Here is a 21,726-nt window from a genome sequence, read left to right as displayed (position 1 = left end):
CAGCGAGCGATCAGCAGTGGATCACGCGGTCGGACGGATGACGTCCGGCAGCAGCACGTGCAGGCGCTCGGCCAGACGCGCCTTCGCTTCGTCGAGGGAACGGAAGTCCCCGACGTACTCACCGAAGGTGTCGGCGACGAAGAAGTGGGTGCCCTGGCGGTCGACGGTGCCGCCGTAGTAGCCGCCGTAGTTCGCGACCCACAGACCGGTGTCGGCCTGGGCCCACGAGATGCGGACGGGGGCTGCCTGCACGGGAGCCACGACCTGGGCCTCGATCTCGGCGATGACCTCGATCGTCTGGGTGTCCAGGGTCACCTCGGCCTGCTGGCGGTGGGCGACGGTCGTGCTCATGGTGCTGCTCCTTCGTGCTGTGCTGCGTACTGGGTGGTGCCGGTGGCTCCGGGTGGTGCGGGCGTCGCGATCGACGCCGGTGGAGCTGGTGTCCGTCGTCGTCACTCGACCGGCCGGATGACCGGCGGGAGCATGACGTGCAGCTGGTCCTCGAGCTTGGTCTGCGCTTCTTCGAGGGAGGAGAACTCGCCCACGACGAGCCCGAAGGTGTCGGAGGCCACGTAGCGGTCGTCGCGCTTGTCGACGCTGCCGCCGAAGTACCCGCCGTAGCCGGCGATCCACTCGCCCTGGTCTTCCTGCACCCAGGTGACCTTGGCGCGCTTGGGGCGCGAGGAGAGCGCTGCATCGGCCTCGAGGATCGCGATGGTGTCCACGGTGTCGGTGTCGAGGGTGACCTCGGCCTGCGTCGCGTTGTTCACGGTGATGCTCATGTCGCTCTCCTTCACGATCCGGGGTACATCTGCTGACACCAGAACGCTACGAGAAGTGCCGAGGGGATCGCCAGCCAGGCCCGTGGATTCACGGGTTCCGTCAATGCCGTCCATCGGGCAGCCCCGGATTTCCGGGCAGGTGCGTCGCACTTCCGGGGTACAGCGCCAGGATCGGGGTACTCGTTTTCCGGATCGCCGGGACCGGGGGACGAGATGGTGCGGACACCTGCCTGGAGGCGCGACTCGCTAGCGTCGGCACGTGACCTCCGACAAGCCCCGCCTCGACGACCGCGCCCCGGCCACTTGGCGCAGCCGTCGGTTCGCGACGGGGCTGGCGATCGCCTACGGCGTCGCCCTGGCGCTCGTCGGGTTCTGGGGCTCCCCCGTCGACACCGCAGGGGCCCCGTGGCTCTCCCGTGTCCTCGCAGCCGCGCACCGTCACGGCCTGCCGGAGCGCATCGACTACGCCACCGTGGAGTCCCTGGCGAACGTGGTCTACTTCGTGCCGCTCGGCTTGCTCGTGGTGCTGCTCGCCGGGGCGCGGTGGTGGTGGGCCGCCATCGCCGCGGGGCTCGTCGTCAGCACGTGCATCGAGACCGGCCAGGCGCTGTTCCTGCCCGCCCGCACCGCGACCATCGACGACGTCGTCGCGAACGGCGTGGGGGCGCTCCTGGGGTCCGTGGTGGGTGTGCTGCTGCTCAGCCGCGCGGCCCGGCGTCGCTGACGACGTTCTCCGCACACGACGAAGCCCCCGGAGCAGATGCTCCGGGGGCTTCGTTCAGTGCGTCGAGACTCAGACGGACTCGCGCTGGCGACGGACCGAGCCGCGGACCAGCAGGAGGCCACCACCGAGGACGACTGCGCCGCCGGCGACCCAGAGGGCCAGGGCGGAGACGGTCGAACCCGTGAAGGCCAGCGTGCCGTCGGTGCCGTTGCCAGCACCGGCGCCAGCTGCGGGAACCGCAGCAGCGTCAGCCGGGGCGACGGTGAAGGCCGCGAAGCCGACGACGCCCGAGGTGGCGCCGGTAGCGGTCAGGTTGTAGGTACCCGAGGCGCCCTGGGGGAACGTGACCTTGACGACGAGCGAGCCGTCCGAAGCGGCCGTGTAGGTCTTCGAGACGGTCGTGGTCGGCAGCGCGCCGAGCGTGACCGCACCGGCACCGGTGACCTGGACGTTGACGGTCTCGTTGTCCTGGAACGCACCCTCGGTGAAGTTCACCGAAGCGGTGCCACCGGCAACGGCGGTGCCGGAGACGGAGACGTCGGAGTCAGGCGTGTAACCGGCGGCGTTGGCGACGGCCGGAGTGGCGAGCAGTGCGGCGCCAGCCAGCACCACCGCTGCGATGAGCTTCTTCATGAATGTTCCCCTAAAGATCTGATTTCCAGACCCTGACGTCCAGAGCCCGCTCCCCCGCCGGCCCGAACCCAGGCCATGGTTATGGCGGGTGTTATGGCGAAGTTCCCTCAATCTAGCGGGTTTTCACAGCCAGGTGCCAGATCGTTTGGATTTTGGTCATTGGTCGTCATGTGTTCACCGCGCTGGATCGAGCGCCAGGGCGCCGCCTGTCGACCTTTCTGCAGACACCCGGCAGGAAAACCCCTGGTCAATCGGCAGTCCTCGTGACGCCGCGGTCGTCCTGATCGTGACGTCAGGAGTCTTTGCGGTCGGACAGGCCTGTGGGATGCCCCCCGGAGTGGGGGCGTGCCCTTCGCGCTCAACGGATCTTTCGAAGGAATGAGTGCTCGTCAGCCCGCCGCGAGCGGGTCCTCACACGAGAACGTCAGCGGCTGGGTTTTCGTGGAGCGGACGCCGGGGGTCGAGGTCGCGCTCACGGGTGCCCGCCCGAACTCCGACTCGCCCAGGAACGCCACTCGGTAGGTCAGGCTCTCGCCCGGCGCGAGCAGGGTCTGCAGCTGCGCGACGGGGTGCCCACCGTCGGTCTGGGTCTGCACCGGTGTCGTCTTGCCGTCCTTCGTGGCGCCGAGGAAGATCGCGTTCTCCGGTGCATACGCGGCGAGGAGCGTCTTGATCTTGCCTGGCTCCACACCGAAGCTGCCGCCGCCCGTGACGTACTCGGGCAGGCTCGTCGCCGCGTCAGCCGGTGCCGTGTTCTTGATGGTGATCTGGACGACGGACGTCGGCCGCCCGTCCTTTCGACACACCGAGCTGCCGACGGAGACACGCTTGTCCAGGTAGTAGTCCATCTTCGATCCGGTGCCGTCGTTCAGGTACACGGCGAGCTGCCGTCCGTCCGCAGTGGCGGTCGGGAGCTCCCCGGCGACCGGCGTCCCGCTGATCTGGCGCTGTTCAGCCTTGTCCACGCTCCAGACGCGCAGTCGTCCCTCGGACGAGCTCTGCGTCAGGGCCGAGACGAAGGCCTTCGCATCGAATCCGCCGGAAGACACCTTGTCGAACACCGCACTGGCCGCGGAGGCGAAGAACGCGTCCTGCATGACCGGGTCGGGGTACTTGGCGTAGACGTCGCTCAGCAACAGCTTGACGGCGTTGGCGGACGTGAGCGTGTCGCCGGTCGGCAGTTGCACGGGTCCTGTCGCCTTGAGGATGTAGCTCAACGTCACCGGGTCCATGGCCAGGACGCCGTCCGTCTGCTGCCCGAACTTCTGCTTCCACATCTCGCGTGCGAGCTTCGCCGACACGTCGAAGCGCGGCGTGAGCGTGACGTCCTGCATGTACTCGCCGGTGATCTCCCCGTACAGGCCACGCGTGTCCGCCGTCAGGGGCAGCACGGGCTGCTCGTACGGACCGAATGACGAGCCCGACGCTTGGTTCCGGAGGCTGATTGCCCCGTCCTTCGCCTGCAGGAGCGCAACCGCGCCCGGGATCCCGCCGCCCGCGCGGAGCTCGGCGTTGTTCTGGAACAGCAGGACGTAGCTCCGGTCGCTGTCGTGGCCGAGCATCGCCGGGGCGAGCTGGACGATGCGGTTCGCGGTCGTCGCCTGCGCGGACGCTGACGACAACGCGTTCCGCAGCTGGCCGACCGCTGTCGTCACCGGCGACAACGTGCCGCTGACGTCGATCGCCTCGGCGTCGCGGTGCGCGCCGGCGAGGGTCTTGGTCGCCTTGGCGACCGAAGGTTGGGCGTCCTCGATCGGCTGCAGGTCGATCTTTCCGTTCTTGGGCGCGAACGAGTCCGACCCGAGCTCCCCAACCACACCGGCGACCGGCGTGACAGCGTTCTGCGCGACGTCGTCGACGATCACGGAGATGTCACGCACCGCGCGCAGGTTGGGCCCGAAGAATGGCACGTGCTGTGCTGCTCCCCACAGCGGGTCGCCGGTCAGCGAGCGAGCGGACGCCGCTTCGTCCTCGAGACGCGCCGCTGTCTTCTGGACCGCGGCAGGGTCACCACCGGTCAACTGCGACCGCAGCGTGTCCACGTCACCGACTGCGCGTTCCAGATGCCCCTTTGCAAGGTAGGCACGGATCCCCACCCAGGCGACAGCGAGGATGAGCAGCAGGACAAGGGCGAGGACGACCCACAGAACGATCCGGGCCCTGGACCCCCGGTGAACTGCAGTGCGTCGCGACTCGGGCACGTCGGACATGAGGCGATCCTACGGTTCCGTGGGTCCAGCACCCATCACTGACGGACGGAATCCGCGTGTTCGCGGTACCAGTCGATGGTGCTGCGGAGCCCGTCTTCGAGGCCGATCTGGGCCGTCCATCCGGCTTCCGCCAGCTTCGACACGTCGAGCAGCTTCTGCGGGGTGCCATCGGGCTTGCTGGTGTCCCAGACCGTCTCGCCTTCGAACCCGACGATCTTGCCGATCGTCTCGGCGATCTCCTTGATGGTGACGTCCGAACCGGTCCCGACGTTGACCTGGTCAGGACCGTCGTAGTGCTCCATCAGGTGGAACACCGCAGCCGCCATGTCGTCGACGTGCAGGAACTCGCGACGGGGCGACCCCGTCCCCCAGTTCTCCACCGTTGGCGTCCCACTGCGGGCGGCCTCGTCGTACCTGCGGATGAGCGCCGGCAGGACGTGGGACCCGGTCGGAGAGAAGTTGTCACCCGGGCCGTAGAGGTTGGTCGGCATGGCCGAGATCCACGGGCGACCGAACTGCCGACGGACGGCCTGCACCTGCAGGATGCCGGCGATCTTGGCGATGGCGTAGGCGTCGTTGGTGGGCTCCAGGTGGCCGGTGAGCAGCGCGTCCTCGTGGATCGGCTGCTCGGCCATCTTCGGGTAGATGCAGGACGAACCGAGGAACACGAGGCGCTCGACACCGTGCTCCACCGCGGCGTCCATCACGTTGACCTGGATCTGCAGGTTCTCGCTCAGGAAGTCGTGCGGGTAGGTGTTGTTCGCCATGATCCCGCCGACCTTCGCGGCGGCGAGGACGACGTGCTTCGGCTGCTGCTCCGCGAAGAAGGCGAAGACGGCTTTGCGGTCCTTCAGGTCAAGCTCGGACGAGGTCCGCCCGATCAGGTCGGTGAATCCCTCCGACTCGAGCTTGCGGAGAACCGCCGAGCCGACCAGGCCGCGATGCCCGGCGACGTAGACGCGATCGGACCGGTCGATCGGACCGGGGGTGAAGTCGGCCGTGGACATCAGGAACCCCAGCTCTCGAGTCGGACCTTGTCGATCCACGGGCGCCCCTCGTGCTCGAGCGCCGAGATGTCCGCATCGACCATGATCCGCGCCAGCTCCGCGGTGTCGACCGTCGCCTCCCAGCCGAGCTTCTCCTTGGCCTTCGAGGCGTCACCGACGAGGGCGTCCACCTCGCTCGGTCGCAGGTAACGCTCGTCGAATCGAACGTGGTCTTCCCAGTTCAGCCCGGCGTGCGAGAACGCCGTGGTGAGGAAGTCCTTGACCGTGAAGTCGCCGCCGGTCGCCAGCACGAAGTCGTCCGGCTCGTCGACCTGCAGCATCCGCCACATGCCCTCGACGTACTCGGCGGCGTACCCCCAGTCGCGGACGGAGTCGAGGTTGCCGAGGTACACGTGGTCCTCGAGGCCGGCCTTGATCCGAGCGACCGCGCGGGTGATCTTCCGGGTGACGAACGTCTCACCGCGACGCGGTGACTCGTGGTTGAACAGGATGCCGTTCACCGCGAACATGCCGTAGGCCTCGCGGTAGTTGCGCGTCACCCAGTAGCTGTAGACCTTCGCGGCGCCGTACGGAGATCGCGGCCAGAACGGCGTCTCTTCGTTCTGCGGCGGCGGGGTGGCACCGAACATCTCGGAGGAGGACGCCTGGTAGAAGCGCGTGTGGATGCCGGACACGCGAACCGCCTCGAGCATGCGCATCGTGCCGACACCGGTCACGTCACCGGTGTGCTCCGGCTCGTCGAACGACACCCGCACGTGTGACTGCGCCGCGAGGTTGTAGACCTCGTCCGGCTTCAGTTCACTCAGCAGGCTGACGAGCCTGGCACCGTCACCGAGGTCCCCGTAGTGCAGGAACAGCTTGGCGTCGGGGTTGTGCGGGTCCACGTACAGGTGGTCGATCCGAGACGTGTTGAACGTCGAAGCACGACGGATGAGTCCGTGGACCTCGTACCCCTTACGAAGGAGCAGCTCGGCCAGGTACGAGCCGTCCTGTCCGGTGATGCCCGTGATGAGCGCGCGCTTGGTCAACCAGTCCCCGATTCCCTTGTGCCAGACGGACGGCGACCATCTGCCAGCGTCGTCAATAGCTGAGTAAACGTATCGAATGAAGCGCGCGGAGTGAGACGCATTGCTCGGAACCGCCGTCCACTCGCTCCCATCGCCCGGGCTTGCTCCGGATCCGAGGCCAGCGACAGAGCCGCATCGAGCAAGGCCTGTGGGTCGCCGGCAGGAACGACCGGGCCCGCTCCGGCCAGCAGCACTTCACTTTCCGTGACGCTACCCGGGTCGGTCGCCGCAATCACGGGCAGCCCGGTGGTGAAGTACGACGTGAGCTTGCTCGGGACCGCCATGCCAGCCACGCCGCTCCGTTCGTTCACTAGCAGCGCGTCAGCGGCGCCGATGGCGTTCCGGAACTCGTCGTCGGAGAGCGAACCAATCATGGACATCGTCTGCACCCCCGCGCTCGCTTCAGCCAAGCGTTCGCGCTGGTTGCCATCTCCCAGCAACACAAAACGCACGGGACTGCCAGTCGCAGCGGCGAGTCGTGCGGCGTCGATCACGTTTTCGAGCCCCTGCTTCACGCCCATGTTCCCTGCATGCAGGACGACGAAGTCCGACCGTCCCCACCCTAAGCCAGCACGAACCGCATCACGGTCGATGGCCTCAATGTCGTCCAGGTGTGACCAGTTTCGTACGACCGCGACGGCTGCCGGATCGACTCCGAGCTCGTCGACAACCGTATCGCGGAAGCGCTCGTGAATGACGACCACAGCGTCAGCAGAACGAAGGCACCGCCGCTCGATGGCAGCTATGACTCGTTCCGCCAAGCGAACTTTATCGACTCCCAACTCCCGAATGCCTAGCGTGTAGAGGTCCTGCACCCAGACCACCACTGGCCGCCGCGTAACCAGTCGCGCCTTGATGAGCGCTACGGCTGACGACAGCAGAGCCGGCGACACGAGGACCACAACGTCGGGCCGACCGAACCGAGTCGATGCGGCAGCAATGCCGAACGATAACTCCGACAGGGCACGAGAGACTCCGCCTGGACGCCTCGGGAGACGGTGGCGCCGGCGCACAACGGTGACGCCCGCTTCCCTCGCGGTCGAGACAGACGGGGCACCGCCGTCGGTGAAGCGCCACTGCGGGTAGTGCGGGAAAGAGGTGATCGCACGGACGTCAACACCCTGTCGAGCCAACTCCGTGGCCAACCCCGACGTATACGGGGCGATACCGGTCGATTCTGGTCGGTAGTTCAGGCCGATCAGCAAGACGGACGACAGTCTGCGCACCGAGTGAACATAACAGTTGCTCACCAGCAGGGAGACCTCGGCAGCCAGCTTTGCCAGGATAGGACAAACGCGTCCGGCCAGGACCGGTAGCTGTGCCTCGAAAAACCCACGAGCAGGCACTAGCCTCACCTTAGGATCGCAGCACGAGGCCTCACGAATCCATCGATCAGAACGGACTCGACCTCGCGCTCGAGGTCCGGCGCGGCTCGACGACGAGGTTTGTCACCGACTCGCGAAGCCTGCGCTCACTCCTCCTGATGACAGTGCTCCTTGCCTCTCCGAACAGCAGCGAGGGTTCCTGGACACCGCCTATGAAATGAGAACGACCATGGCCTCGATAGCCGTCGTGATTGCAACTGCGGGCCGCCCAGATGCAGCCCGAGATATCGTGAACACACTCGCGGATACCCGCACCCCGCAGTTCCATGGCTTCCTCTCCGCCCCCGCAAACTCCGACTTACCCGACATGCAGATGCCGGAGAATTGGACTGTGTGCACTGGCGTTCGCGGTGCGTCGAGCCAACGCAACCGAGCGCTCGACATGATTCCCGCGTCGGTGTCATATGTCTTTTTCTTCGATGATGATTCGGTCCCGCGCCACGACTATATGAGCAATATGATAAGCGCCCTAGACTCAACTCCGGAAGCGGTGGCTGCCACAGGCCGAGTGGTGCTGGACGGCGCAGCTATCGGTACTGAATATTCTCTTGATGAGTGCGAGCAGGCCCTGGCCGATAGCCTGCTCGCCATTGCGCCGAATATGGACACGCATGCAGTCGCGCAGTCCGACACCCTCTATGGATGCAATTTCTGTGTCCGTTGGACAGCCGCCCAAGACTTGCGCTTCGACGAGAATCTTCCGCTGTATTCCTGGCTCGAGGATCTCGACTACGCCAAGCGGGCGCTGTCGCGTGGACAATTAGTGCGAGTCGAAGACGCCGTAGTTGCGCACAGGGGCTCAAACACGGGGGGCAGAACTTCACACCGCCGGTTCGGGTACTCACAAATTGCGAACCCCCTTCACCTGAGAAAAAAGGGGTCGCTGTCCTTCAACCAGACCGGACGCGAGATGATGCGACCATTGCTGAAGAATCTCGTCCTGGCAATGGTTCCTTCCCCGAGGTTTGCGTCTAGGCGCTCTCGACTCTCGGGGAACCTTCTTGCGGTCCGTCATACCCTGGCCGGTACGGTGCACCCCACGAGGATGCTCGAGCTCAAGGACACCGAAGTTCAGGACGTGGGACGTTGACCTTGGCCGTCGACGACGTCGGTGCAACCTCACCGCCGGCCGGCGTCCTCGCTGTGGCGCGCGGCCTGTTGGTGGCGTGTGCTCCTGAATTATGTGATATTCGAGAAGCTGGTTTGCACGTGGTGCAAACGACAAGAGTCCCCCGGGAGCTTCATTGACCGCTTCAGCCTCACCCGATCCACGGATCCCGATCGTGGACCTCAGCAAAGCTCCGGGGCAACGTGAGACCTGGGACGCGCCGCGATGGAAGGTCTACCTTTGGGGGGCCGTGGAGTTGCTTCTGGTAACGAACCCGTGGCAGGTCAGCTCCTCGCTACGCGTCCGCACATTACGGGCTTTCGGCGCACGGATCGGCTCAAACGTCGTGTTCCGTCCGCGCACACGCGTTCGTTTCCCATGGAAGTTGACCATCGGAGACAATTGTTGGATTGGCGAGGGTGCTTGGTTCCACAATCAAGACCACATCCGTATAGGCGCGAACGTCGTGGTTTCGCAAGAATCGTTCCTAACGACCGGCAGCCATGCGCATCGTCGCGACATGGCCCTCCTGACTAGCCCAATCCGCATTCACGACGGAGTGTGGCTGACCGCTAGGTGCATCGTTCTCGGTGGCGCTGATATCGGACAATCAGTGCTTGCGAAGCCGATGACGGTTGTCCAGGGGCGGGTAACCCCGAATGCCATTGTCGAGGGACCGCGATGCGAGGCGGTCGGGCACCGCTTCGAGTTACGCGACCACGACGCCGGAGGGTCCTGATGCGAGTCCTACACGTTGTTTCGCTCGTCAGCTCCGACGGCGCTTTCGGGGGACCGACGCGGGTCTGCCAGAACCAATCGAAGGCTCTTCAGAAGATGGGCCATCAGGTGACTGTCGTCGCCGGTGCACGCGTTGGCGACCTCTCGACTCCGGTGATGACCGACGGAGTTCGAACCTTACTGTTCCGAGCAAGACGTCTACCTGGTCTGGGGTTCGCCGGTATGTTCGCCCCGGGGATGGTCAGGTGGCTGGTCAGACACAGGACCGAGTTCGATGTAGCGCACGTTCATCTCGCTCGGGACCTCGTAACACTTCCCGCAGTGATGACGCTGCTCAGGAGCGGGATCCCTGTCGTCGTGCAGCCGCATGGCATGATCGACCATTCCCGGAAGCTGTTAGCCGGGCCTATCGACGCGTGGGGAACGCGACCAGCGCTCCGACGAGCCAGCGCCGTGCTTGCCCTGAACGAACGCGAACGCGACGACCTACGACTCGTAGCCCCGGCCCTACCGGAACCGGTGGTCCTGCCGAACGGCGTCCCGGAGCAGGGCCCTCCGGTCAGTCCGACCGGAGCCTGGTCGGGAACCACCGAGGTGCTGTACCTGGCGCGCTTGCACGAACGAAAGCGTCCTATGTACTTCGTCGAAGCAGCGAAACGGCTTGAGCGCGTTTACCCGTCAACGAGATTCACGCTCGTTGGACCAGACGAGGGCGAGGCCACAGCCGTACAGCGCGCTATCAATCACCAGACGAGCGCGACGTCTTGGGAAGGACCCGTTGACCCGTCACAAACACTGGACCGCATGGCTCGCTGCGACGTCTACGTCCTCCCAGCCGTAGACGAGCCGTTCGGTATGACCGTCTTGGAAGCCATGTCCCTCGGGAAGCCGGTCGTCGTCACGGAGTCATGTGGCCTGGCCGATGCGGTCCGCCGGCATGCAGCAGGCATCGTGTCCAGAGACGACCCGGAGGCTCTGGCGGGAGCGATCGCCCAGCTCCTCGCCGATCCCGCCCAGCGCGCGCGGATGGGTGAAAACGGGCGCACAGCAGTCAGAACCGAGTTCGGGATGCCTGCAGTCGCCACTCAGCTCGAGGCGATCTACCGGCAAACCATGCACCAGGTCCGATGAAACAGCTGCTCGCAAGGGTGTGGCGCGGTCTGCGCCGGTCAGCCAACAATCCGCTTCTGCTCGCTCAAGCGTTCTCCAGCGTCTCGGGCGCGTTGGCGATGGTCATCGCAGTAGGGGTACTGCCACCGCGGCAGTTCGCGATCTTCTCACTCCTCACCCTCATCAATACAACCGGTGTCGGGCTCGTGCGGGCGAGCCTGACAGGACCGGCCCTGTTCCTCCTCCGTACCGATCCTGACGCCCGCGTGCCCTTCAGGTACGGACTCATTGCTAGCGTGGCCATCGCTGCCCTGAGCGCCCCATTGGTCTGGGCTTTCGGAGTTCGCTCACTCGACGCTCTAGCACTGGTAACGGTGACCTTCGGCATGCCGATCTTCTACGACTGGTTGCGTAGCCGCTTCATTGCAGCCGATCGCCGCTGGCAGGCTGCACTTGGCGACGCCGTGCGCCTGGTCGCGCTCGGCCCGGTCGTCCTCCTGCAGTTCACCGAGCTGCAGTTCGACGCGGCACAGCTACAAGCCATCGTCGCGGCTACCGCTGGCCTGTCAGCGATCGTGTTGTGGGCCCGCTTGTGGAGCATACGGATCACCCATTGGACCCCCTATAGGGCATACCGCCACCAGGCCCGACTCCAGTTCCTCGAGTTCGCGGTCGGACAGCTAAACGCCACGATTCCCATGTTCATCCTGGGCGGACTCGGCGCATCACAGCTCGTTGGAGGCTTCCGGTTCGCCCAGACCCTTCTCGGCCCCATGAACCTCATCTTCGCTGCGACCTCGGCGAACTTCATCGCCGACGGGGCAACCCGAGATTCGCACCGGAGTACCGCATCGCTCCTTCGCCGGGGCCGGCAGCTGTCGACGCGATTAATCATCATGTCCGCGGTCGTGGTCGCAGGTATTGTTCTGACTGTGCAATTGTTCGGCATCAGTCCATCCGGCGTGCAGTCCTCGGCACTGCAGATTGGGTTGCTGCTCGTAGGCTCGGTCGCAATCAGTTCCGGCTGGGCTGGCATACAGGGCGTGACCCTTCGACTGCTCGGACATCACACGCTGGTCACCACAACCAGAGCACTCCTCGTTGGAGCGTCCTGGGTCGGCTTCCTCATCGGTTTCGCAATGGGCGGAGTCGACGCCAGCCTCGTGGCCGGCTTTGCCGCAAGCGCTGTTTGTTATCCGCTGATCCTGGGCATACCTGCAGCGCGGCGTCTCCGGAAAATCTCCATCGAGGATCCCACCTCAGCACCGCTCACCGATCAGTCCACCGAGCGTGGCGCGATGACTGCCCTTAACAACACTCGAGAATCCGATCGGAGAATCACTGATGGCTGACCGGAAGGTCGAAAGACGCCTGGTCGCAGTCTCTCAACCGTACGTACCGGACTACCGCGTGCCCTTCTTCGACGAACTGGCCCGCCAGGTCGCTGCCGAAGGTTTCGAGCTAGAGGTTTGGCATGGGCGACCCGATGCCGAGATGCGCAAGGTGGGGAGCGCTCGTACGGGTCCGTGGAGCGTGGAGGTGCCGCAGCTGCAGCTTCGGGTATTCGGCCGCACTCTCGCTCTCCGCCGCGTTTGGAGACGAGCCCGAGGGGCACGCGCGGTCGTCGCACCGTTCTCCGCTACTGCGTTGGACGCAATCATTCTCCTGTTCCTGAGTAGGACGAAGACGTTCCTTTGGGGGCATGGTCGCTCCTACGTGAACAAGGAGAATCACCTTGGGAAAGCCATAAAAACCGCGATGGCCCGACGTGCGCAGGGCGTGTTCGTCTACACTCCGAGCGCCGTCGCCGCCGTCGAGTCCATGGGTGTCCCACGGAAACGAATCTGCCCGGTATTCAATGCCACAGATACTGCGACACTACGTCGGATGCGAGCAAACTTTTCCTCGGCGGACGTGGAAGAGTTCCGGCACGCTCAGGAGATACCACGTGGGCCGGTCGGACTCTTCGTGGGCGCGTTTATCGAGGCGAAGCGTATGGACTTCCTTTTCAGGGCCATTGACCGCATCGTCGCGGATGTGCCGGACTTCACCGCGGTGATAGCGGGGTCAGGGCCACTGCAGGAGTTCGTCTCCTCCGAAGCACACCGTCGGCGCAATGTCCGAGTTGTCCCACGGCTCGACCAGGAGCAGCTAGTCCGGTTCTCGTCAGTGTCCGACATCCTGCTGATGCCCGGCCGGGTCGGGCTCGTGGCCGTCGATGCTGTGGCCCTCGGGCTCCCGATCATCACCACCGACTGGCCCTTCCATGCGCCGGAGGCCGAATACCTCAACTCGTCGAACTCAATCCGCTCCGGGGACTCCGAGGTCGAGTATGCGAATGCCATCATCAAGCTCGTTAACGACAAAGATCGGCTGCTGGAATTCCGCGCACGTACGTGGGAAAGTGGCGCCCTCTACAGCGTGGAGGCGATGGCCGCTAACTTCATTACTCACCTCAAGGAACAGGGTGTCCTTCCATCAACTCTAAGGCCGTCCGATGCGAAGTGACGTAACAAAGGCCGGACCACTCGGCAAGAGACTACTGCGGGTATCTTGACTCCTGGCCTATGACTCCAAACAGGCGTTCCATGCCTAACGGAAGAGCCGGTAAGCCATCTCGATCGGCAGAACGCGCGGCCGATCAACGCCGTGGTAAATGCGCACCGCGACGCCCCGACGTACGGGCAGCGGTTCATCGCCGACGGCCTACGCGCTGCCAGTCACCTCGTGTCGGAACGGCGCGCACGGCGGCTGAGCCCGCAACAGCGGCTCTGGTCACTGCACGCGAAGAGACAGCACTTGGGCAGGACGCGGTGCCACCCGCGCACAAGGACCTGGTTCATCGGGCCTTCATCGCGCAGGACCTGAATCGGCGCTGGTTGGCCGACACCACCAAGCACAACACTGGCGAGGCAAGCGCTGGAGGCACGTCAAAGACGCGCGCGCCCGACGTATCGTGGGCTAATCGGTCGGCTCATGGATGCGATTCTTGCTCGGTTTCGCTGCGCTGTAGATGGCGACCTCGCGACGGAACCCATCACGAGCGCGGGTCCACTCGGACGGAGGCAGCCAGTTTCGACCCCAGAAGTTCGTCCGAGGGCTCTCCGGCGGCGAGTTCCTGGGGTCGATGAATCGGGTCGGCGCGTACTCAGACGGCCCGACGATGGAGTGCTTCTTTGCGTTGATGAAGAAGGACGTCCTGAACCGGGGGGGGGCAGCTGTGCCGCGCGGTCGTGCACTGGATCGAGGGCACTGACCACCGGAATTGTCGAGAGCGCGGGCTAGGCAAGTTGTCGCCCGTCGACTGCGAAGCAACCATCAAGCCACGGGTCGCACTCGCGGCCCAAACCAATGAGTCGGCCGACCCGCAGGAGTCCAATGGGACTGCGCACCTGTTTGCGATCCAGCCGGGTGAATCTGTCGGGAATACGGTGCCTCACGCTAGCGGCGGATCCGCATGCTCCTTCGTCTTCTGCTGAGAGTCGATGACAAGGACCAGGCTGTAGCCGAGCAGTGCGGGCCAGAATGTGTAGCGCTCAGTAAAACCGTTGTTTAGGAGACCGAGCACTAGGACGAGCGCGGCCGAGAGCACGCAGGCCATCACGACGAAGTCTGATCGGTGCTCGAGCATCGCGGCGATCGGCTTCAAGACGAAGATCGTGTAGACCGCCAAGAACAGGACGCCGCCGGACACGAGCAGCACCAGTGGAGCCAGCTCGCCGACCCAGACGCCTAAGCCAGCACCGCCCAAGGGATGAGCAAGGAACGCATCCCATCCCTCACTCAGGGCCTGAACGCGCGCGCTATCGCTCGCGGTCGAACCCGAATCGGATGCGAAACGAGTTCCTGCGATGAGTCTCGGTCCGTACACCGCCGCTGCCGCAGTCGCGAGCAGAACGAGTGGGAGAACCCACCTTAGGGCGTGAGCACGCTTAGCTACGATGCACCCGCAAAGCAGAAGCGCTGCGAAGCCGGCCAACAATCCAGCCCGTGACCCGGACTGGTACAAAGCCGCACCACACAACGCGAGCCCGAGGATACGCAACACCACTGGACCAAATCGGGGCTTCGGCGGCACAAGCAACGCGAACGGAATCGCCAACACGAGAGTCTGGGCCAGGGCATTCGGATGACTCGTAAGCCCAGCGAAGCGTGACGTGCCGTTCAGTTGAACGAGATCCCCGGCGGCGACGACGCCTGCGCTCTGGCCCAGTGCGTACACGGCACTGATGGCGATGCCGAACAGCCACCAACCGATGATTCCTTGCACACCTCGGCGGCCATGTTTCGTCAGGACGACGCACAACACTGATATGCAGAAGGTGGACAGCGCAATCCGGAGCAACATTTGCGACGGGCTGATGCCCTCGATCGCGTCGGGCGTCCCGTTGACAGGCCGACCGAACACGACGACATCGCGTGCCATGAAAACCAGTCCCAGGAGTGCCGGAAGTACCATCCAGCCCTTGAGTAGCGCAATCCGGGACCCAGAGGACAGCAGCGCCAGCAGGGCGCCGACAATGAGGCAGATGTCGGTGAAGGTGACCCCCGCAACGCGGACGGCGCTCCAGCTCGAAGTCAGCGCAGCCGCAGTCGTCAAGAAGTGGACTATCCCGGTAGGGGATTCTGCTCTCGGGAAGGGGCGCCCTAGTCCCGCCCCTACTGAATCACCGCGCGAGGCGACCCTGATCTGACCCGTCACTTGACCTCGATCCTCCCCATCAGTAGGCCCCCTGGGAGCTCAGCACTGTGCGCGCAGTTCGCCACAAGATGATGAGGTCGCCGGTAATAGACCAGTTCTCCACGTAGTACAGATCGAGCCGCACGGAATCCTCCCACGACAGGTCGGATCGACCGCTCACCTGCCACAGGCCGGTCATGCCGGGCTTCACCAGGAACCGACGGTGGACGTGGGTGTCGTAGCGGGCGACCTCACGCGCCAGCGGCGGTCGGGGTCCGACGAGGGACATGCTGCCGGCCAGGACGTTGAACAGCTGCGGCACCTCGTCAAGGCTGTAGCGGCGCATGAACCCGCCGACCCGGGTGACCCGGGGATCGTTCCGCATCTTGAACAAGACGTCGTTGCCCTCGGCCCGGTCGAGTGCGCTGAGCTCCTGCAGGCGTTCCTCGGCGTCGACGACCATCGAGCGGAACTTGATCATCCGGAAGGTGCTGCCGTTCAGACCGACGCGCTCCTGGTGGAAGAAGACCGGACCGGTCGAGGTGGTCTTCACCAGCACGGCGAGCACGAGCAGCAGCGGCGACAGGACGACGACGAGCAGCGCCGCGCCGACGAGGTCGAAGGCCCGCTTCGTGTAGAGCTTGCGGCCGGAGTACGTCGGTGTCTCGACGTGGATGAGCGGCAGGCCCTGCACCGGCCGGGTGTGGATGCGGGGACCACCGATGTCGGTCAGGCTCGGCGCGACCACCAGGTGCTGCCTGCCCGGCTCGAGCGACCAGCTGAGTTCCCGGACGCGCTCCGGCGGCAGGTCGTCGGAACTCGTGATCACGACGGTGTCGGCGCCGGTCTCGCGCAGCGCGGAGCCGACGTCGTCGAAGCCGCCGTGACTCTGGATGGTCGAACCCGCCAACAGACCTCGGTGGTTCGTCGACACGACCGCCCCGACCACGCGGTAGCCGGCTTCGGGGGAACGTGCGAGTTCGCGGCCGATGTGCAGCACGCTGGCCGGAGACCCGACGAGCAGCACGGTCGCCGAGTAGGCGCCCTGCTGACGCTGGGCCACGAGCCACTGTCGCCAGATCCACCGCGACAGCAGGAGGACGAGGATCCCGATCGGGAACGCGATGAGCACGTAGCCGCGGGCCAGGTCGACGTGCAGCAGGAACGCCGCGATCGCGAGCAGGCCGAACACGCGGACGCTGGAGTCCGCGACCAGGCGGTACTCGGTGCTGCCGACGCCGATCACCCGCGCACCGCGGGTGTCGTACAGGGCGAGTGCGCTCATCCACACGACGATCACGACGATGGAGATGGCGAAGTAACTCAGCCGCAGGTCGGCGGTGTTCGTCGCCAGGTTCGACTCGAGCCCGAGCCAGGCGATCTGCACCCCGAAGACCACCCAGATCAGGGCCAGCAGGTCGGTGAACAGCACGCGGCGCGAGTACTTGCGGCTCCACTCGTCGGTGGCGCCGACGGCGCGCGGTGCGCGGAGCGCATCCGTCGTCACGAGGACGACCCGGTCACCACGTCGCGCCACCGTCCGACGAGACCCGCACGGTCCTACCGTCCCACAGCCACACGTCCTGGCCGGCACGGTCGATGGTGACGGTGTTGTCGGTGTCCGCGCCGTCGGCACAGCCGATCGGCGTGGTGGACGACGAGGGCGTCACGTCCGACGCGGACATGGTCTCGATCTGCACGCCGTCGCACGCTGCTGCACCGACGCGGGCGAGCGTGTAGTTGCCACCGTCGACGCCGATCGAACGGACGCCACCCATCGGCACGTCGACCCAGGCGGCATCGCCGGTGCGCCACTCGAGCTGGCCGTCGCAGATGACGACCGCGGTCTTCTCACCCTGGAACGCGTCGATGGGGTCGCCGCACGGCGACTGCTCCGTCCCGCTCGCGAGCACGACACCGTCGGTGCTGATGCCGGCGCCGGCGGCGCCGGGCGCCCCGGCTTCCCACGTCACGCCGGCGTCGGTGCTGGTCCGCGCCGTCGTGGTGCAGTCGTCGCCGACTCCAGCCAGGATCGAGAGCTCCGCACTGGAGGCCCGGATCGCCATGAGCGATCCGACATCCGTCCCGAGTCCCACCGGGACCCACGTCGCCCCGCCGTCCACGGAGTGTTCCAGCACCGGCCGCGGGCCGTCGCACGACCCACCGGACGCGCGCCACGCCTCCTGGCCGTCGACCGCTGCCAACAGGCGGCGACCCTGCTGCTTGGTGGAGGCGGCGTCTGCGTCAGCGGACGCACTCGACCGCGGCGTCTCGCTCGAGTCGGGTGACCTCGTGAAGGTGGGGATGGGGCCGGCTGGTCCGTTCTGTTCGGGCGCGGTTCGGCCGAGGGCGAGTGAAACGAGCACGACGTCGACGACGACGAGCGCCACCACCACGGCGGCCACGATGATCAGTGTGGTCCGTGGCAGTGCACGTCCGAGGCTTCGGGTCCCCCGGCGAGTGTCCATGTCCCTCGACTCCGTTCAGCGTCCTGCGCGACGCAAGACGCTCAGCTTCTTGCCGGTGCGCTTCGGCGGGCGCGTCGACGTGGTCACCGTGTTGTCGTCCTCGTCCTGGCCGTAGCTGTAGCCGTAGCCGTATCGGCCGTATCCGTACGCCCCCGGGCCCTTGACCGGCATCTTCGTGATGACGAAACCGGAGATCGGGGCGCCGACGTTCTCGAGGGTTGCGACGGCAGCGGCGAGCTGGCCCTTCAGCGTCTGTCCCGAGGCGACCGCGACGATCGCGCCGGAGGCCTTCTTGGCCAGGATCGCCGCGTCGGTGACGGGCAGCAGCGGCGGTGCGTCGAACAGGACGTAGTCGAACTGCTGCTCGAGCAACTCGATCAGGTCCTGCATCGCGCGCGAGCCGAGCAGCTCGGACGGGTTCGGCGGGATCTGGCCGGCGGGCAGGACGACGAGCTTGCCGCGTCCCCAGGGGTGGGCGACGTCCTCCAGGTCGGCGCGACCGATCAGCACGTCGGTCAGACCGGCGTTGCTCTCGACGTCCATGTACTCAGCGACGCGGGGGCGGCGCAGGTCGGCGTCGATCAGGATGACGCGGAACCCGGCGCTGTCCAGGGCGATCGCCAGGTTCGCGACGGTGGTGCTCTTGCCCTCGGACTGCATAGACGACGTCATGACGAAGGTGCGGGCACCGCTGCCGATGTCGAGGAACTGCAGGTTGGTGCGGAGCGTGCGGAACGACTCGGCACGGGGGCTGCGCGGGTCGACCTGCACGATGAGGGGGCGTTCGGCGGCCTTGGCGTCGTAGGCGATCCCGCCGACGACCGGCTTGTCGCTGATCTTCTCGACGTCGATCTCGGTGCGGATCCGGTTGTCCAGGGTCTCGCGCAGCACGGCGATCCCGATGCCCAGGGCGAGCCCGACGAGCAGCCCGAGCGCCACGTTGACGGGCACGTTCGGGCTGACCGGGACGCTCGGCACGTCGGCCTGCTTCACGCGGGTGAGCTTGACCGTGCTCTTGCCGCTCGCATCGGTGGCCTCGATGTCCTGCACGACGTTGGTCAGGCTCTGCGAGGTCGCGTTGGCGATGTCCGCGGCCTGCACCGGGTCGGTGCTCTCCACCGAGATGGCGATGAGGGTGGTGCTCGTCGGCGCCGTCGCCGACACCATCGTCGCGAGCTGGTCCGCGTTCATGTCGAGCTTGAGCGACGAGATGACCGGCAGCAGCACGATCGGCGTCGACACCAGGTTCGAGTACGTCAGCACCCGCTGCTGGGTGAACGTGTTGCCCTGCGCCAGGTCACTGGCGCTGCCGGACGTCTCCGTGGAGACGAAGACCTGCGCCGATGCCGAGTAGACCGGCTTCTTCAGCAGGGAGAACCCTGCGGCTGCGGCCACTCCCACCAGGGCGAGCACGACGATGAGTACCCAACCCTTGCGGAGCACCGTGATGTAGTCGCGGAGTTCCACGCCTTTGCCTTCCCCGATCCGAACCGTCCCTGTGGTCCCGACACAGGCACGCCGGGGTACTCCCGGCGCACGGCATACAAATAGTGTCACAGGTTTGAGTCCTGCTCGGGGGAAGTCGCCATCCGCCGCGCGGTGTCCTCTACGGTGGCCCCATGCGCTCCGAGCCGGCCACGACCACCACCGAGCCCAGCGTGCGGCGACAGCGGGACCTCATCGTCATCCTCGTCGCGCTCGGCGTCGCCGTGATCCTGACCAGGATCGTCGGACAGGTCACCCGGACTGGGGGCATCCCCTCGCCGGTCCTGCAGGTGCTCGCCGCGGACGCCGCCGTGTGGGTGCCACTCGTCGTCGCGGCAGCCGTGGTGCTCCGTCGGACGCCGCGTGCGGCGATGGTGTCGCGGCTGCGGCTCGACCTGGGGATCGTGGTCTTCGCGATCGGCATCGTGATCGTGTGCCGCGCGGTGGACGTCGTCATGTCACTCGCGTTCACCGGGACGACCGGGCTGGTCCCCGCACCGTCCCTCGGCACACCGGACGTCGGGCTGCTGCTCGTGTCGGCGATCGGCATCGTGGTCGTCAGTCCGGTGCTCGAAGAAGTGGTGTTCCGCGGGCTGTTCCAGCGCCGGCTCGCCGCCGAGCTCACGCCCCGCACCCGGTTCCTCGCGGTGCTGGTCACGGCGTTCCTGTTCGCGCTGCTCCACCTGCTGCTCGGTGCGGGTGGCACGTCGCTCGGGGGGTTCCAGGTGTTCGTCACGACGTTCCTGCTCGGCCTGCTCACCGGCACGCTCGTCGCGATGACCGACCGCATCGGCGGCGCGATCCTGGCGCACGTGCTGTTCAACGCGGTCGCGGTCGTCGCCACCTGGCCGCGCTGAGCGGCCAGGGCTGCGTCCCCAGATCGGGTCAGGGGCGGTCGCTCGGCAGCGCGGACCACTAGCCTGCACTGAGCATGACTCGCCCAACCAGCATCGTCGACAACCCTCTCGTCCGTCAGGCTCCGATCAGCGGCCTGTTGGCGCTGTCGGCGTTCCTGAGCGTCGTGATGCCGACGCTGCCGATCACCCAGCACCACCTGTTCGTCGCGAGTGTGGTGGGCGTCGTGGTCGCGACGCTGATGAGCGCGATCCCCGCACTCGTGCGCCGCGCGGCCTGGGTGGTGCCGGTCCTGCTCACCGTCGACTTCCTGACGATCGCGCTGCTGCGCACCGGGACGGGCTCCGGCTCCTCGCTGTTCACGGCGATCGTGGTGCTCCCCGTGGTCTGGTGGGCGTCGCTCGAGGGCCGTCGCACCGTGCTCTTCGCGATCGCGGGCATCGTGGTCGTGATCCTCGCCCCCTACGTCCTGACCCCGTCCGACGCGCCCGGCGCGGGTGAACTCGTCCGTCTGGGCATCCTCGTCGTCGTGTTCGGCACCGTCGCCGTCGTCGTGCACGAGCTCTCCCGCCGGGCCCGACGGAGTCTGCGGTCCGCCGAGGCACGTGAGGGCAAGGTCCGCGCCGAGATCGACCGGGCAGCCGCGGTGCAGCGGTCCCTGCTCCCGACGACGACCGGCCGCATCACCGAGGACGTCGTCGTCGCGGGTGCCTGCCTGCCGGCCCGGAGCGTCGGCGGGGACTTCTTCGACTGGTACCCGACGCCGACCGGCGTGGCGGTGAGCCTCGGTGACGTCATGGGCAAGGGCGTCGGCGCGGGGCTGATCGCGGCCGCGGTGCGCGCGACCCTGCGCAGCGCCCGGACCGTCGAGGACCCCGGCGAGGCACTGAAGCGGGCCTCCGACGGGCTCACCGCCGAGGGTGTCGGACCCGATCTCGCCTTCACCACGCTGTTCCACGCCCGGATCTCCGACGACGGCACCCTCCAGTGGGCCGATGCCGGGCACGGGCTGAGCTTCGTCCTGCGGGCCGACGGACACGTCGACCGGCTGCGCTCCGGCGACATGCCGCTCGGGCTCGGCATCCGCGAGGAGTGGGCGACGACCGACGGCACCCTCGAACCGGGCGACCTGCTCGTCTCGTTCAGCGACGGCGTGCTCGACCTGTACGACGACCTGGACGACACGATCGAGTCCGTCGCCGCGATCGCCCGCGCCGGCCGCGACCCGCATGCGGTCGTCCTCGCGCTGTCGGCCCGCGCCGACGAGGTGCCGCACGACGACGACGTCACGGTGATCGCGATCCGCCGGCAGCCGGTCGAGGTGGACACCGAGCGACCGCTCGCGATGCACGCGGAGTGACGGCGCGGAACGAGCGACCGGCGACCAGTGGGGAATGCACGGTCGTCTCGCGGCGATTGGTACGCGCCGCCGCTCGAACCCGAATCGTGCGGCGACGCGTGCAGACGGTGAGC

Annotated in this window: 18 protein-coding genes; 7 read left to right on the top strand and 11 right to left on the bottom strand. The window is 66.4% G+C overall.

Features of this window, described 5'->3' with window-relative positions:
• Window positions 1–21 precede the first annotated feature (21 nt).
• Window positions 22–351: a hypothetical protein gene (locus DEI96_RS03105; RefSeq protein ID WP_228513523.1), complete on the bottom strand. Its 330-nt coding sequence runs from the start codon at window positions 349–351 to the stop codon at window positions 22–24.
• Between the two features lie 101 nt (window positions 352–452).
• Entirely contained in the window at window positions 453–782 is a 330-nt protein-coding gene (locus tag DEI96_RS03100) for a hypothetical protein (protein WP_071248415.1), read from the bottom strand.
• A 259-nt stretch (window positions 783–1,041) separates the two neighbouring features.
• On the opposite strand from DEI96_RS03100, the gene DEI96_RS03095 reads away from it, so the two are divergent.
• Window positions 1,042–1,506, top strand: a complete 465-nt coding sequence (locus DEI96_RS03095; protein ID WP_111024263.1) for a VanZ family protein — start codon at window positions 1,042–1,044, stop codon at window positions 1,504–1,506.
• 69 nt (window positions 1,507–1,575) lie between these two features.
• On the opposite strand, the gene DEI96_RS03090 is transcribed toward DEI96_RS03095, so the two are convergent.
• The 5 genes from DEI96_RS03090 to DEI96_RS03070 form a co-directional block, all read right to left on the bottom strand.
• Window positions 1,576–2,139 carry a hypothetical protein gene (locus DEI96_RS03090; protein WP_111024264.1) on the bottom strand — a complete coding sequence of 188 codons (564 nt, stop codon included), beginning with the start codon at window positions 2,137–2,139 and terminating at the stop codon, window positions 1,576–1,578.
• Between the two features lie 389 nt (window positions 2,140–2,528).
• Window positions 2,529–4,349 carry a DUF4012 domain-containing protein gene (locus DEI96_RS03085; RefSeq protein WP_111024265.1) on the bottom strand — a complete coding sequence of 607 codons (1,821 nt, stop codon included), beginning with the start codon at window positions 4,347–4,349 and terminating at the stop codon, window positions 2,529–2,531.
• Window positions 4,350–4,384: 35 nt separating this feature from the next.
• Window positions 4,385–5,356: a GDP-L-fucose synthase family protein gene (locus DEI96_RS03080; protein ID WP_111024266.1), complete on the bottom strand. Its 972-nt coding sequence runs from the start codon at window positions 5,354–5,356 to the stop codon at window positions 4,385–4,387.
• Window positions 5,356–6,384, bottom strand: coding sequence for a GDP-mannose 4,6-dehydratase (gene gmd, locus DEI96_RS03075; RefSeq protein ID WP_071250482.1), 1,029 nt, complete (start codon window positions 6,382–6,384; stop codon window positions 5,356–5,358). Before gmd ends, DEI96_RS03080 begins: the two co-directional genes overlap by 1 nt.
• Entirely contained in the window at window positions 6,381–7,769 is a 1,389-nt protein-coding gene (locus tag DEI96_RS03070; protein WP_258372910.1) for a glycosyltransferase family 4 protein, read from the bottom strand. The genes gmd and DEI96_RS03070 overlap by 4 nt, the downstream gene beginning before the upstream one ends.
• A 208-nt stretch (window positions 7,770–7,977) precedes the next feature.
• Between DEI96_RS03070 and DEI96_RS03065 the strand changes: the two genes are divergently transcribed.
• The 4 genes from DEI96_RS03065 (at window position 7,978) to DEI96_RS03050 (ending at window position 13,272) form a co-directional block, all read left to right on the top strand.
• On the top strand, window positions 7,978–8,898 hold the full coding sequence (locus DEI96_RS03065) for a glycosyltransferase family 2 protein (protein WP_146246938.1): 921 nt from the start codon (window positions 7,978–7,980) through the stop codon (window positions 8,896–8,898).
• A 699-nt stretch (window positions 8,899–9,597) separates the two neighbouring features.
• Window positions 9,598–10,785: a glycosyltransferase gene (locus tag DEI96_RS03060; RefSeq protein WP_349814988.1), complete on the top strand. Its 1,188-nt coding sequence runs from the start codon at window positions 9,598–9,600 to the stop codon at window positions 10,783–10,785.
• Complete coding sequence (locus DEI96_RS03055) at window positions 10,782–12,116, top strand: MATE family efflux transporter (protein ID WP_111024269.1); 1,335 nt, start codon at window positions 10,782–10,784, stop codon at window positions 12,114–12,116. The genes DEI96_RS03060 and DEI96_RS03055 overlap by 4 nt, the downstream gene beginning before the upstream one ends.
• Entirely contained in the window at window positions 12,109–13,272 is a 1,164-nt protein-coding gene (locus DEI96_RS03050) for a glycosyltransferase family 4 protein (protein WP_111024270.1), read from the top strand. The genes DEI96_RS03055 and DEI96_RS03050 overlap by 8 nt, the downstream gene beginning before the upstream one ends.
• Before the next feature lie 928 nt (window positions 13,273–14,200).
• Here the strand turns inward: DEI96_RS03050 and DEI96_RS03045 are convergent.
• The 4 genes from DEI96_RS03045 to DEI96_RS03030 all read right to left on the bottom strand — a co-directional run bounded on the left by DEI96_RS03045 (window position 14,201) and on the right by DEI96_RS03030 (window position 19,380).
• Window positions 14,201–15,364: an O-antigen ligase family protein gene (locus DEI96_RS03045; protein ID WP_111024271.1), complete on the bottom strand. Its 1,164-nt coding sequence runs from the start codon at window positions 15,362–15,364 to the stop codon at window positions 14,201–14,203.
• A gap of 121 nt (window positions 15,365–15,485) precedes the next feature.
• The gene (locus tag DEI96_RS03040; RefSeq protein WP_111024272.1) at window positions 15,486–16,982 is read right to left on the bottom strand and encodes a sugar transferase; all 1,497 of its coding nucleotides are present in this window, start codon (window positions 16,980–16,982) and stop codon (window positions 15,486–15,488) included.
• The gene (locus tag DEI96_RS03035) at window positions 16,966–17,850 is read right to left on the bottom strand and encodes a beta propeller repeat protein (protein ID WP_111024273.1); all 885 of its coding nucleotides are present in this window, start codon (window positions 17,848–17,850) and stop codon (window positions 16,966–16,968) included. Before DEI96_RS03035 ends, DEI96_RS03040 begins: the two co-directional genes overlap by 17 nt.
• Before the next feature lie 78 nt (window positions 17,851–17,928).
• Window positions 17,929–19,380, bottom strand: a complete 1,452-nt coding sequence (locus DEI96_RS03030; protein ID WP_111024274.1) for a tyrosine-protein kinase domain-containing protein — start codon at window positions 19,378–19,380, stop codon at window positions 17,929–17,931.
• Between the two features lie 152 nt (window positions 19,381–19,532).
• On the opposite strand from DEI96_RS03030, the gene DEI96_RS03025 reads away from it, so the two are divergent.
• Both DEI96_RS03025 and DEI96_RS03020 read left to right on the top strand, forming a co-directional pair.
• A complete protein-coding gene (locus tag DEI96_RS03025; RefSeq protein WP_111024275.1) occupies window positions 19,533–20,255 on the top strand; it encodes a CPBP family glutamic-type intramembrane protease in 723 nt (240 codons plus the stop codon).
• Window positions 20,256–20,329: 74 nt separating this feature from the next.
• Entirely contained in the window at window positions 20,330–21,613 is a 1,284-nt protein-coding gene (locus DEI96_RS03020) for a PP2C family protein-serine/threonine phosphatase (RefSeq protein ID WP_146246939.1), read from the top strand.
• Window positions 21,614–21,726 lie beyond the last annotated feature (113 nt).

The sequence above is a fragment of the Curtobacterium sp. MCLR17_031 genome, assembly GCF_003234775.2.
In the GTDB taxonomy this organism is placed as follows: Bacteria; Actinomycetota; Actinomycetes; order Actinomycetales; family Microbacteriaceae; genus Curtobacterium; species Curtobacterium flaccumfaciens.
Note: the sequence above shows the minus strand (reverse complement) of the source record. Positions and strands in the feature narration are given on the sequence as shown.